We start from the raw sequence: 13,323 nt of genomic DNA, 5'->3' as shown, positions 1-13,323 counted from the left end.
GTTAATTCGCGCAAAAGGTTAGGGAGGAAACTCTCAGGCCCAATGTTAACTTGCGATTAACGACGGGCGCCATATCCTACCCGGGTAACCAGTCCCCGGTAGGTACGCGCCATGGCCTCTGTTCCCCTGGCTCCGCAGCCGCTTCCCGCCGCCCTGCTGCGGGCAGCCGTCATTCATCATCGTCTGGTCGATGCCTTCATCCAGCTGACGCGGACTGAGCTGGCGCGCCAGCGCGATGATTACGCCCGCGACAGCCTCAATGAATTGCTGGATGTGTTGAAGGCCCAACTCGCCGTTTACGGGCCGGACGCCGTAGTCCCCGCGCCGGCGGGGATGCCAGCGGGAATGGAAGCCGCCAATCTGCCCTAAACTACGCGATTAGGACGCGCCGGGGCTTGGGCGTCCACGGAACAGTGGTGCGAGTCGGCGCGCATTTCCGTCCGCGCCTGAACTTTTCGGCCGCGATACCCCTGGCATCACTGCCTCTCCCCGGTGTCCACGATTGTTGCGGGGACCGAAAAGATGAATACTATTGTATTCTATCAGCTAAACAGCTCTAAAGAAGGAACAGCGGGGAAAGGTTGAGTGTGGGGAGACAATGCCAGTTGTCAGCGCCAAGGCGCCTTCATACTCTCGCCCCAATTCAGGCTTCCTACCTTAGTAGGTTATGCTGTCTTCCCATCCGATGAACTCAGATGGCGCGTCATCGACTTGGAGTAGTGCCCATGCCCCGTAGGACTAAGAACACGGTTGTTGCCGAACTTGAAGGCAAGATTGAGAACCACGTCGCCAGCCGCATCCGTTTGCGCCGCGGTCTTTTGGGGATGAGCCAGTCGGATCTGGCCCGCGCCTTAGGCATCACCTTCCAGCAGGTGCAGAAATACGAGCGGGGTTCCAACCGCGTCTCGGTGGGCAAGCTGTATCGCCTGGCCGAAATCCTGGACGTGCCGCTGACCTTCTTCTTCGACGACCTGGAGAGTGGCGCCGATCGCCCGGCCCCCACCACCTTCAGCGCACCGGACGAGGGCTCGCCGCTCCTGTCGCGCCGCGACCTGGACCTGCTGCGCGCCTGGCGTAACGCCCCAGCGGACATCGCCGACTGCGTCGCCGGCCTGCTGCGCGCCGTGTCGCATGACGATGACGGTACTGAAACCGCGCCGGCCGCGGTCTCCACCGCTGCCTCCGGCGACGGTGTGGAAGACACCGGCGGCGACGCCAAGCCCGCCCGCCGCCGCCGCGGCGCCGTGTGGGACCCCGCCGACATGTACAAGGCGACCAAGGCCCCGAAGCGCGGCAAGTCGACCCTCACGCCGCCGTAAGCGGACGCGGAGCGAGACCAATGAAAAGGGCTCGGGAGGGGAAACCTTCCGGGCCCTTTTTCATTCGGGCCGCCCTACCCTTTCTTCACGAACTCCGCCCGCAACACGAGGCCCTTGATGGTGTCGTGGCGGCAATCGATCTCCTGCGCGTCGCCGGTCAGGCGGATGGACCGTATGACCGTGCCGCGCTTCAGCACCTGGTTGGCGCCTTTCACCTTCAGGTCCTTGATCAAGGTAACGCTGTCGCCGTCGGACAGCAGGTTGCCCACGGAATCCCGCACCTCGACAATGGCGGTGGCCGCCGCGGTCGCCGCCGCCTGGCTGGCCGGAATCCATTCGCCGCTGGCTTCGTCGTAAACGAACTCTTCATCGGCCGAACTGTTCATCAGGAACCTCAATCTCTGGGTATGAACCGCCGACACCCGGGGACGCCGAGGTGGCGCGGGCGCGGTAGCGTGGGTGTGCCTATCGCTTGGCCGGTGGATCAGGGCGCCGGCATGCCGCCGCGGGGAAGGTAGCGGACGGACCGGCGGCCGTCACTCCCGAAAGCCCCGCCGGTGCTACAATGGCCGCGCAACGGCATTGCTTCGCACAACGGCATTGCTTCATTCAGGAGCCCCACCTCATGAGCGATCTTCCCCAGGACCTCCAGGGCACGCGTGTGCTGGTCTGCGCGGCGGAGGGGCCGCTGCTGACCGGCGACCAGGACGCCGTGCCCCTGATCGGCTTGGCGTGGGAGCATGGCGCCCGGGTGGTGGCCATCCCCCTCGGCCGCTTGGGCGCCGGCTTCCTGGCCCTGGCCACGGGCCAGGCCGGGGCCATCATTCAGAAGTTCGCCAACTACCAGCTGCTCCCCGTCATCGTGGGCGACGTCAGCGCCTGGATGGCCGGCAGCGGGGCCCTGCGCGATTTCATCCAAGAGGCCAACCGGGGCGAGGTCGTATGGTTCGTGGATGATCTGGCGGCCCTGGAACGGCGGCTGGCGCCTTGAATGGCCGGCATCGTTACGTGCCCGGAACCAGAAACGACAAAGCCGCCCCGAGGGGCGGCTTGTCCGTTCACTTAGCCCATGACGTGGCCTGGGCAAGTGATGGCGGAGGGGATGGGATTCGAACCCACGGTACCAGTTTCCCGGTACGACGGTTTAGCAAACCGTTGCCTTCAGCCACTCGGCCACCCCTCCGTCCGCCGACTGTCGTCGGCGGTTCGCGTATGTACTCGGGCGGCGGCCCCCTTGTCAACGATAACGGTGAGGAAAAATCGTCGGAAAATGAAAAGGGGGACCAACCGGCCCCCCTGCCCATGCCGCCCCCGGGAAAACGCCGGGTGGCGCGCCATTTTTTCCTGCCGGACCAAGGCGCAAGGGCCCGGTCCTAACCTTAAGCCTGCGGATTTCAGCCTTTCAGCTTGGCGGCCAGGATCTCGTTCACCAGGGCGGGATTCGCCTTGCCCTGGGTGGCCTTCATGACCTGGCCCACGAAGAAGCCGAACAGCTTGTCCTTGCCGCTGCGGAACTCCGCCACCTTGTCGGCGTTGGCCGCCATCACGGCCGCGATGGCCTGGTCGATGGCGCCGGTGTCGGTCACCTGGCGCAGGCCCTTCTCCTCCACGATCTGGGCGGCGGGCTTGCCCGTCTCCAGCATGTCGGCGAACACCTCCTTGGCGATGCGGCCGGAGATGGTGTTGTCCGCGATCAGGTCGATCAGGCCGCCCAGCGCCGCGGCGCTGATGGGCGAGCTGTCAATGTCGGCACCCGTCTTGTTCAGCGCGCCCAGCAGGTCGCCGATCACGAAGTTGGCCGCCATCTTGGGATCGCGGCCCCGGGCCACCTCTTCATAGAAGTCGGCGCGCGACCGTTCGGCCACCAGCACGCCGGCGTCATAGACCGGCAGCTTGTAGTCGGCCATGAAGCGGGCCTTCTTCTCATCCGGCAGTTCCGGGAGGCTGCGCTTGATCTCCTCGACCCAGGCGGCGTCCAGGTCCAGGGGCAGCAGGTCCGGGTCGGGGAAGTAGCGGTAGTCGTGCGCATCTTCCTTGGAGCGCATGGACCGCGTCTCACCCTTGTTCGGATCCCACAGGCGGGTTTCCTGGACGACCACGCCGCCGTCCTCGATCAGCGCCACCTGGCGCTGGGCCTCATACTCGATGGCCTGCTGGACATAGCGGATGGAGTTGACGTTCTTCGTCTCCGTCCGGGTGCCGTACTCCGCCCCCGGCTTGCGCACCGACACGTTGATGTCGCAGCGCATGGAGCCTTCCTCCATGTTGCCGTCGCAGGTGCCGAGATAGCGCAGGATGGTGCGCAGCTTGCGCAGATAGGCGGCGGCCTCCTCCGGCGTGCGCATGTCGGGTTCAGACACGATTTCCATCAGGGCCACGCCCGACCGGTTCAGGTCGATGTAGGTCTTGGTCGGGTTCTGGTCGTGCAGGCTTTTGCCCGCGTCCATCTCCAGATGCAGGCGCGTGATTCCCACCTCGCGGGTGGAGCCGTCCGCGAGATCCAGCACGATGGTGCCATGGCCGACGATGGGCTGCTGGAACTGGCTGATCTGGTAGCCGGAGGGCAGGTCGGCATAGAAGTAGTTCTTGCGGTCGAAGACCGAGCGCAGGTTGATCTGCGCCTTCAGGCCCAGGCCCGTGCGCACCGCCTGCTCCACGCAGACCTCGTTGATCACCGGCAGCATGCCGGGGAAGCCCGCGTCCACGAAGCTGACTTGGCTATTGGGCGCGGCGCCGAAGGCGGTCGCCGCCCCGCTGAACAGCTTGGCATTGGAGACGACCTGGGCATGGACCTCCAGCCCGATCACCACTTCCCATTCGCCCGTCTCGCCTGCAATCCGATAAGCCATCGTCTTCGCCATCAAGTCCAATCATGGAGTGAGGGGTTTTCATGGCCGGAATCGCGTGAAAACGCAACCGGCTTGGGCGACGATGCAGCCCGGCGCCTGTCAAGGCCGCCCCCGCCGCCGCTACGATTAACCCACTAAAAGTTGCGACGGAAGAACCGGTATTTTATTTTCAATGGTGAATAAGCATGGAAATTCGGCGCGAAAATTAAGACATCATCAACCGGTTGCCCATTACCTACGGCCTAACCCTTTCCGTAACAGGATTGTCACGATGCTCCAGTCCCTCAAAATCGCCCACAAGCTGGGCCTGGCCGTCCTGCTTTTCCTGATTCCCGTGGGCTACCTGCTGTACGCCTTGATCGCCCAGCAGCAGATATCCATCGATTTCGCGGCCAAGGAGTTGGCCGGCACAGCCTACCTCAGGGGCTTGCAGACCATCCAAACCCGGCTGGCCACCGCGGAAACGGGCGGGGCCGCGGTGGATGCGGCCGGCAGCGCCGCCACGGTGCGCCAGTTGCAGGCCGCCTGGGGCCAGGAAATGGAGAGCGCCGCCAAGGCGGACGACCTGGTGGCCGCCCTGGGCAAGAAGGACGGGGGTAGCAGCCCCGCCACCCGCGCGGCCTTGCGCGCGCTGATCGCCCAGATCGGCGACAAGTCCAACCTGATCCTGGATCCGGACCTGGACAGCTTCTATGTCATGGACATCGTCCTGGTCAAACTGCCCGACCTGCAGGACCAGACCACGGGCTTGCGGGCGGTGACGCATCAGGCGGGGGACAACAAGGTCGACCTGTTCGTCGCCCTGGGCGGGGTCAAGGCCCTGCTGTCCGGCGTCGATTCCTCCGCCACATCGGCTTACGGCGGCAATGCCGACGGCAGCGTGAAGAAGGCTCTGGAGGCGCCGGTCGCCGCCCTGCAGAAAGCCGCCGGCGCGCTGACCGCCGGCGCCGAGAAGGGCAGCGTCGCCGACGCGGAAACGCTGTCGGCGCTGAAGACGCAGGACGCCCTCTACACGGCCGCGTCGGCCGACCTGGAACGCCTGCTGAACGCGCGGATCAGCGGCTTCAAGGCGACGCAGCTGCGCGTGCTGCTGATCTCGCTGGCGCTGTTCGCGGTCGCCGGCGGCGCGGTCTACCTGGTGGTGCGGCGCTTCGTCATCACGCCGCTGAGCGACCTCACCGGCGCCATGTCAGGCCTGGCGCAAGGCCGCCTGGACACCAGCATCGCCCACGCCGACAACGGGGATGAGGTCGGCGCCATGGCCCGCGCCCTGGTCGTCTTCAAGGAAAACGCCCAGCGCACCCACGCGCTGGAAGCGGCCCAAACCTTGGAACAGGAAAAGCGGCTGCGCCGCCAGCAGGCGCTGGAAACCCTGACCAAGGATTTCCAGCTGGCCATCAGCGCCGAGTTGCGTGGCATGGCCGCCGCCGCCACGGAACTGGAGGCCACCGCCGGCTCATTGGCCAGCCAGGCCGATAACACCGCCGCCCGCACCCAGGCCGCCGACGACAGCGCCGCCCGCGCCACGGCCAACACCCAGACGGTGGCGGCGGCGACGGAGCAGCTGGCCGCCAGCAGCAACGAGATCGGCGCGCAGGCGGAACAGACGGCCGCCACCACCAAGACGGCGGTGCAGGAGGCGGACCACGCCCGCACCGTGGTGGATGAACTGGCCACCGTGGCCGAGAGCGTGAACGAGGTGGTGCGCTTCATCCAGACCATCGCCGCGCAAACCAACCTGCTGGCGCTGAACGCCACCATCGAGGCGGCGCGCGCCGGCGAGGCTGGCAAGGGATTCGCCGTGGTGGCGACCGAGGTCAAGAGCCTGGCCAACCAGACGGCGCAGGCGACGGAGGACATCCAGGCGCGGGTCGGCGGCGTGAAGGCCGCGGCGGACAACGCCATCGGCATCATCAACCGCATCGCCACCACCATCGGCGTGGTCGACGGCAATTCCGGCGCCATCGCCGCCGCCGTCAGCCAGCAGAGCGCCGCGACCAGCGAAATCAGCCGCAACGTGGCGGAGGCCGCCGCCCGCACGCAGGAGGTGACGGAATCCCTGACCCTGGTGCGGGACAGCGCGGAATTCACCAAGGAAGCCTCGGGGCAATTGCTGGTCGCGGCCAACGAGCTGTCGCGGCAGTCGGAGCAGCTGCGCACCGACGTGGAACATTTCCTGGTCGCCATGCAGACGGCCGAGGATCGCCGCCAGTTCGACCGCCACGACATCGATCTGCCGGCCCGCGTGGGGGCGCCGGGGGCCGCCCTTTCCGGTCCCGCGACGCATCGCCTGGTCAATATCGGCCGGGGTGGCTGCGCCGTGATCGGCCCCGCCATCGGCGGCGCCGGCCATGAGGTCGAGATCGACCTGGATGGCCGCCGGTTCCGGGGACGCGTCACCGCCCGGGAGGGCGACACCACGCGCGTCCAGTTCCGCCTGACCGATGACGCCGCCCAGGCGGTGGATGACCTGGTGGCCCGATACCTGGCCGCAGCCTGATCAGGCGTCTTTTCGGGCGGGGGAATATCCATGAAAGACGGGGCGGCCGAACCCCTGGAATCCAAACGATCGGGAATCCAATACCTATAAGTATAGAGTTAGGGAGGTGGGGTTAATCCTAACGATTTGTTCAGGCTAACTGGCAAAGATGGCCGCTGAAGAATCGTGAGGTCGGGATGCGTTTTCAGAATTCGCCGTCATACTCCAGCAACGGCGATATCCGTCCCGCCCCTTTCCTCTGGTGGCTGCCGGGCGCCGATGGCGCGCCTGTCAGCTCCAGCCGCCTTGCCCTGCTTTTACCCTTGCTGGTCCTGGCATTGGCGCTGATCGGCGGCGCGGTGGTCGCGCGGCTTACCGATGCCGATAACCGCGCCCTGGCCGCCGACAGCCTGTCGGCGCGCGCCAGCGAAATGACGGAAGACCTGCGCCAGCAGCTGACACTGTACCAATACGGCCTGCGCGGCGCCCGTGGCGCGGCGGTCGTCGCCGGGCTGGATTCCCTGACCGTGGACCAGTTCCGCCGCTATAGCCAAACACGCTCCCTGGAGACGGAATTCCGGGGGGCTGCGGGTTTCGGCATCGTGCGGCGGGTGCCTGTCGCCGAAGAGAATGCCTTCGTCGAGCGGGAGCGTCTTGGCGGGCGCCCCGGATTCCGCATCTGGGAACTCCAGCCACACGATGGCGAACACGCCGTCATCCAGTTCGTTGAGCCTGAAGGCGTGAACGCCACCGCCGTGGGCCTGGACATCGCCTCGGAACCCGCGCGCCATGCGGCCGCCATAGCCGCCATGCGGTCGGGCGAGCCCCGCCTGACCGCCCCCATCTCCCTGGTGCAGGCCCCGGAGGACAACGGCGGATTCCTGCTGCTGCTGCCCATCTACCGCCAGGGGGTGGAACTCGACACGCCCGCCGCGCGCGAGGCCGCGACGGTGGGGTGGGCCTATACCCCCTTCCTGATCGGCAAGATGATCGCCGGATCGGAACTGATGCGGGCGGACGTCGGCTTCACCCTGAGCGATGTGACCGACGGCGCGGGTGCCCTCCCCTTCTACCAAACCCCCGTTCCCGCCATAGGCTTCGTCAATGCCTTGGTCCACGATGATCGCCTGTCCATATTCGGCCGCCAGTGGCTGATCCATTACCAGGCGACGCCTGTCCTGCGGCAGGCCCTGAACCTGACGACGCCCCTGCTGGCGGCGGGCCGCGTCGGCGTCGCCGGCATCCTGCTGGCCTTGCTGTCGCACCTCCACATGGCGAACCGCGCCCGCCGGCTGGCCACCGGCCGGGAGCAGGCCCGCCAGACGGACATGCTGGAGCGGGAGGTCAAGGCGCGCACAGCCGACCTGGCGCAACGGGAGGCCCGGTTCAAGACGCTGACGGAGCTGTCCACCGACTGGTATTGGGAAACCGACGCCGATGGCCGCTTCACCGCCGTGTCGCAAGGCGTCTCGCGTATCGAGCAGGATCACCGAAGCCTGATCGGCAAGACCCGGCGTGAGCTGTCAGCCAACGCCCAGGACCCGCGCCTGGACCAATATGAGGATTTCGTCCGCCGCGGGCAGTCCTTCCGTGACCTGCGGTATGACCTGATGGGCAACGACGGCGCCTTGCGCCATATCGTCATCAGCGGCACGCCCATCCTGGACGCCGCGGGCGCCTGCATCGGCTATCGCGGATCGGGGCGCGACGTCACCGAACGGCTGCGGGCCGAGGAGGCGCTGCGCGCCACCTCGTCACGCCTGGCTTTGGCCACCAAGGCCAGCGGCATCGCCATCTGGGAATACGACGTGGCCACGGGCCGCCTGGATTGGGACGACCAGATGTTCCAACTCTATGGCGCGCGGCGCGATGGTGCCGACTGCTTCTCCATCTGGCGGACCCATTGCCAGCCGGACGACGCGACGCGCGTGGTGGCGGAATTCCGGCGCGTGCTTGACGGCGGCGCCGATCTGGATACGGAATTCCGCGTGGTGCGGCCCAACGGCGGCATACGCCATGTGAAGGGCGCCTCGATCACCGACAGGGACGCCGGCGGCCGGCCCGTCCGCATCATCGGCGTGAACTGGGACATCACGGAGGTGCGCGACCGCGAGGCCGCCCTGGTCGCGGCCCAGGCCGCCGCCGAAGCGGCCAGCCGGGCAAAGACCGATTTCCTGGCCAACATGAGCCACGAAATCCGCACGCCGATGAACGCCGTCCTGGGCCTGACCCAACTGCTGGCCGACTCCCGGCTGTCCGCACAGCAACGGGACTTCGTCACCAAGATTTCCTCGGCCGGCCGCAGCCTGATGGCGCTGATCAACGACATCCTCGATTTCTCGAAGGTGGAGGCGGGACAGCTGGATCTTGAGCACACCCAATTCAAACTGCCTGACCTGGTGGACGGGCTGGTGTCGCTGGTGTCGGTCAACGCCGATGAAAAGAAGCTCGCCCTGGCGGCGACCATCGCGCCCCACACGCCGGTGATGGTGGTGGGCGACCGCCTCCGCTTGCAGCAGGTGCTGCTGAACCTGCTGGGCAACGCCATCAAGTTCACCCAAGCCGGCGGCGTGACGCTAGATGTCCGCGCCGTCGCCTGGCCCCGCTCGGACCGGGTGGCGCTGCGTTTCTCGGTAACCGACAGTGGCATCGGCATTCCCGCCCACGCCATCCCCACGCTGTTCAGCGCCTTCACCCAGGCCGATAGCTCGACCACCCGGCGCTATGGCGGCAGCGGGCTGGGGCTGGCCATCAGCAAGCGCCTTGTCAACCTTATGGGGGGCGAGATCGGTGTGGAAAGCCAGCCCGGCGCTGGCAGCACCTTCTGGTTCATCGTGCCCCTGGACGTGGCGTTGCCGGCGCACACGGCAGGTCAGGCGAACCGGACCGCGCCGCCGCCGGAGGCCGCCGCGAGCGCTCCCCGGTCGCGTCGGACCAAGCGGCTGAAGGGGCTGCGCCTGCTGATGGTGGAGGACAACAGCATCAACCAGGAGGTTGGCCGGCTGATCCTGGAGCGCGAGGGGGCCAACGTCACCATCGCCGCCGACGGCGCCCAGGCCCTGGCGCGGCTTCGGGCCCGCCCCGATTCCGTGGACCTGGTGCTGATGGACATGCAGATGCCGGTGATGGACGGCTATGAGGCCACCCGGCTGATCCGGGAGGAGCCGGGCCTGGCCACGCTACCCGTGGTGGCCCTGACCGCCGGCGTCCTCGATACCGAACGTGCCCGCGCCTATGCGGCTGGAATGACCGACTTCATGACCAAGCCATTCGATCTGGAGCAGATGGTCGCCACCATCCTGCGCCATACGCCGACGATCGCGGCACCTCGCCACGGCCGCCGCGTCGCGACCGCGCCATCGCCCGACCGGCTGGCGCCTTTGCGCGCCGTCCTGACCGACCTGGACGAACGCCTTGAGGCCATGGGCCTTGAGGACAATCAGGACCTGTACCTCAGTCTGATCGAGCGTTTCGTACAGGAGTTCGCCAACGCGGCGCAGGAACTGCGCCAGGCAGTGGCGGATGGCAGGCCCGACGCCGCCGCCCGCCGGCTTCACACCCTGCGCGGCACGGCCAGCCAGATCGCCGCCCACGGCGTGGTCACGGCCGTGGCGGTGGCGGAACATGCGCTGGCGCACGAGAATTGGGTGGTATGGGACGCCAGCCTCAACATACTGGCGGCAGCCATGGGCAAGCTGGCGGCGGCCGTGAGGTGACGGTCGCCGCTGTCGCGCCTGAGGCTCAAACCTGCTGGATGGCCGACAGCAGCCAGCGCCCGCCATCCGCCCGCACAAAGGTCCAGAGTTCCTGCACCTCCTCCGCGTGACGGTCATCGCCGGACACGACGCGGCCGGTGTTCTCATCCACCGTCCAGTCGCGGGCGCGCCAGCGCAGCAGGGCCGTGCAGTAGGTGCGGCCGTCCTCGTGCCAGCTTTCCACCACGTCGCCCTTCACCAGCTGGACATCGGCCACCAGGTTGCGGATGCCTCGGCTTTGGTTCTCCGTCATCTCCTCGCCGTAATAGGACAGCATCTCCGGCGTCAGGTGGCGGCGCAGGGCCGTCAGGTCCCCCTTGCTCCAGCTGTCCATGATGCCGGTCAGGATCTGCTCGAACGCCGACAGGTCCTGGCCCTGCATCTGCACGCCGATGGCGGGCACCGGTGCCGGCGGCGGCATCGACGCCGACCCGCCGAAGGGCATGGCCTGGTAGGGCGCGTCCTGGGGCGGGTACATCTCATACGTCATGCCTGACGCCGGAGCCGTGCGCGGACCGCTGATGGCCATGCGCACCAGGCGGTAGATCAGGTAGGCGATGCCCAGCATGATCAGCAGGCGGAGAAAGCCGCCGAAGGCGCCCCCCGAGCCGCTGCCGTAATCGCCGCTCACGCCATATCCATGATGGCCGAACAGCGAGTTGTACAGACTGGCACCCAGGAAACCGCCCATCATGCCGGACAGGAAGGGATGGCGCTGGGTGAAGCTGGGTTGGGCGAATCCCGGCTGGGCGAACGGCTGCTGGAAGGCCGGTCGCGGCTGATAGGCGGGTGCCGCGGGCGCGGCGGCCGGCGGCGGGGTGATGCTGCGCTGGATGGGCTGGCCCGTCACCGACGGGGTGGCGGGCGTGGTGTAGGTCCGGCTGCCGCGGCTGCCGGAACTGGAACTGCGGCCCGGGCGGGCATCGGCGGCCAAAGGCGCCAAGGCCAGGGACACCGCCAGCACGGCGGCGACCGCACGCGAACCAAACCGACCGAACATTCTCTCTCCCCCTAAAAAAGGGACCGATTTTTCAGTCCCACCCAAACATGGCCACTCTAATGTGGGCCCCCTTTGCAAATTTGCGAGGGCCACTTTGCGAGGGCCATTTTGCGAGGTCCACTGCCGCATGAGCACGCCATACCGCTTTTCCCGGTCCGTTTTTGCCGACCCGCGACAGACGGGACCTTTGCCCGCGAGCCTTCCCCATGTCTAGACTACACCCAAGCCCGGGCCGGCACTGCGGGGAAGCGGCGGACGCCGGGCAACAACGAAACCAGGGGTTATGGGGGTTCCTACACATGTCCGCACCGAAGTGGAAGCTGGCGGCCCTGCTGGCCGGCACGGCCATGGTCTTGCTGACCACGCACATGGCCATCACCAGCACGCCCGCCAACGCCGGCGACAAGCCGGCGGCCGACCAGGCCAAGAGCGACGACAAGGCCGGGGGCGACAAAGCCGGGGGCGACAAAGATTGGACGCCTAAGCACTTCACCATCGACCGCAGCGGCACCTTCAACGGCAAGCGCGTGGACTATCAGGTGCTGGCCGGCGAAACCCACCTGGTGAACGACAAGGAGGAGGACGCGGCCACCGTCTTTTCCACCGCCTATGTGAAGAAGGGCGTGAAAGATGCGACCCAGCGCCCGCTGATCTTTCTGTTCAACGGCGGCCCCGGTTCGGCCAGCCTGTGGCTGCACATGGGCGCCTGGGGCCCGAAGCGCGTGGACGTGCCCAGCGACGCCACCAGCGCCGGCAGCCCGCCCTACCCCCTGAAGGACAACCCGCAAAGCCTGCTGGACGTGGCCGACCTGGTCTTCATCGACCCGGTGGGCACCGGCTACAGCCGCCTGCTGCCCAAGGGGGATGAGAAGGACTATTACGGCGTGAAGCAGGACGCCCACTCCATCGCGCAGTTCATGCGCCGCTGGCTGACCGACCACAAGCGCTGGAACTCCCCCGTCTTCATCGGCGGTGAGAGCTATGGCGGCATGCGCATCGGCGCCCTGCTGCCCGAACTGCTGGAGAATGGCGCGCCGGTGGGCCTGAACGGCCTGATCGTCGTCTCCGGCGCCGTCGACTATGGCGCGTTCGAATTCAACCGCGGCAACGACGTGCCCTACCCGGCCTTCCTGCCGACCTACGCCGCCGTCGCCTGGTACCACAAGAAGATCGCCGACACCTCCATGGGGTTCGACGCCTTCATGAACCAGGTGCGCAAGTTCGCGGTGGAGGAATATCCGGTGGCCCTGCTGAAGGGCAACCGCATGACCCCGGCCGAGCGCAAGGGCGTGATCGACAAGCTGTCGCGCTACACCGGCCTGTCGCCCGCCTATCTCGACCGCACCAACCTGCGCGTCCGCGACGTGCGCTTCGCCAAGGAGCTGTTGCGCGACCAGGGCAAGGTCGTCGGCGTCTACGACGGGCGCTACACCGGCCAGGAATATGATTCGGCGGGTGATTCGGCGGAAAGCGATCCCTCCGGCTATGGCGTGGGTGCGGCCTTCGCCACCACGCTGCAGAGCTATCTGCTGAGCGACCTGAACATCAAGATGGACCGGGAGTACCGGACCAGCGGCGACGTGGGCAAGAACTGGGATTGGAAGACCTGGGGCGACGAAGGCGGCGGCTACGCCAACGTGGCGCCCTGGTACGGCGACGCCATGCGCCAGAACCCCAAGCTGAAGGTGTTCATGGCCGGCGGCTGGTACGACATCTGCGTGCCCTTCTTCTCCAACGAGAACGCCATGAACGCCAACGGCGTGCCCACCGACCGGGTGACCTTCAGCTATTACGAGGCGGGGCACATGATGTATCTGAACCGCGCCGCCCTCGATAAGCTGACCGACGACGTCCGCCACTTCGTCAAGGCGGCGGCGCCGGGAGCAAGCGAGTAAGTTCAGCAGCCGGCGGGTGGCGATTC

At 67.0% G+C, this 13,323-nt stretch carries 9 protein-coding genes and 1 tRNA gene; 6 read left to right on the top strand and 4 right to left on the bottom strand.

The window, feature by feature from the left end; genetic code table 11:
• The first annotated feature begins 111 nt into the window (after positions 1 to 111).
• Both FBZ89_RS09205 and FBZ89_RS09200 read left to right on the top strand, forming a co-directional pair.
• Positions 112 to 369 carry a hypothetical protein gene (locus tag FBZ89_RS09205; protein ID WP_145749699.1) on the top strand — a complete coding sequence of 86 codons (258 nt, stop codon included), beginning with the start codon at positions 112 to 114 and terminating at the stop codon, positions 367 to 369.
• Positions 370 to 725: 356 nt separating this feature from the next.
• Positions 726 to 1,319: a helix-turn-helix domain-containing protein gene (locus FBZ89_RS09200; RefSeq protein WP_145749698.1), complete on the top strand. Its 594-nt coding sequence runs from the start codon at positions 726 to 728 to the stop codon at positions 1,317 to 1,319.
• Between the two features lie 74 nt (positions 1,320 to 1,393).
• Here FBZ89_RS09200 and FBZ89_RS09195 read toward each other — a convergent pair whose 3' ends face one another.
• Positions 1,394 to 1,705, bottom strand: a complete 312-nt coding sequence (locus FBZ89_RS09195) for an alkylphosphonate utilization protein (RefSeq protein WP_145749697.1) — start codon at positions 1,703 to 1,705, stop codon at positions 1,394 to 1,396.
• A gap of 239 nt (positions 1,706 to 1,944) precedes the next feature.
• On the opposite strand from FBZ89_RS09195, the gene FBZ89_RS09190 reads away from it, so the two are divergent.
• Positions 1,945 to 2,310: a DUF4180 domain-containing protein gene (locus FBZ89_RS09190; protein WP_145749696.1), complete on the top strand. Its 366-nt coding sequence runs from the start codon at positions 1,945 to 1,947 to the stop codon at positions 2,308 to 2,310.
• Positions 2,311 to 2,410: 100 nt separating this feature from the next.
• Here the strand turns inward: FBZ89_RS09190 and FBZ89_RS09185 are convergent.
• A tRNA-Ser gene (locus FBZ89_RS09185) sits at positions 2,411 to 2,502 on the bottom strand.
• A 211-nt stretch (positions 2,503 to 2,713) separates the two neighbouring features.
• Positions 2,714 to 4,168 (bottom strand): Asp-tRNA(Asn)/Glu-tRNA(Gln) amidotransferase subunit GatB, encoded by a 1,455-nt coding sequence (gatB, locus tag FBZ89_RS09180; protein ID WP_145749807.1) that lies wholly within the window; start codon positions 4,166 to 4,168, stop codon positions 2,714 to 2,716.
• A gap of 271 nt (positions 4,169 to 4,439) precedes the next feature.
• Between gatB and FBZ89_RS09175 the strand changes: the two genes are divergently transcribed.
• Together FBZ89_RS09175 and FBZ89_RS09170 are read left to right on the top strand one after the other, a co-directional pair.
• Entirely contained in the window at positions 4,440 to 6,668 is a 2,229-nt protein-coding gene (locus tag FBZ89_RS09175; RefSeq protein ID WP_186457266.1) for a methyl-accepting chemotaxis protein, read from the top strand.
• Positions 6,669 to 6,844: 176 nt separating this feature from the next.
• Positions 6,845 to 10,363 (top strand): CHASE domain-containing protein, encoded by a 3,519-nt coding sequence (locus FBZ89_RS09170; protein WP_145749694.1) that lies wholly within the window; start codon positions 6,845 to 6,847, stop codon positions 10,361 to 10,363.
• Between the two features lie 25 nt (positions 10,364 to 10,388).
• Here the strand turns inward: FBZ89_RS09170 and FBZ89_RS09165 are convergent, their stop codons facing one another.
• Positions 10,389 to 11,402: a Tim44 domain-containing protein gene (locus FBZ89_RS09165; protein WP_145749693.1), complete on the bottom strand. Its 1,014-nt coding sequence runs from the start codon at positions 11,400 to 11,402 to the stop codon at positions 10,389 to 10,391.
• A 299-nt stretch (positions 11,403 to 11,701) separates the two neighbouring features.
• On the opposite strand from FBZ89_RS09165, the gene FBZ89_RS09160 reads away from it, so the two are divergent.
• Positions 11,702 to 13,297: a S10 family peptidase gene (locus FBZ89_RS09160; protein ID WP_246172104.1), complete on the top strand. Its 1,596-nt coding sequence runs from the start codon at positions 11,702 to 11,704 to the stop codon at positions 13,295 to 13,297.
• Positions 13,298 to 13,323 lie beyond the last annotated feature (26 nt).

The sequence above is a fragment of the Nitrospirillum amazonense genome, assembly GCF_007828045.1.
Classification (GTDB): domain Bacteria; phylum Pseudomonadota; class Alphaproteobacteria; order Azospirillales; family Azospirillaceae; genus Nitrospirillum; species Nitrospirillum amazonense_C.
The sequence above is the reverse complement of the archived record's forward strand: the minus strand, read 5'-3'. Positions and strand labels throughout refer to the sequence as shown.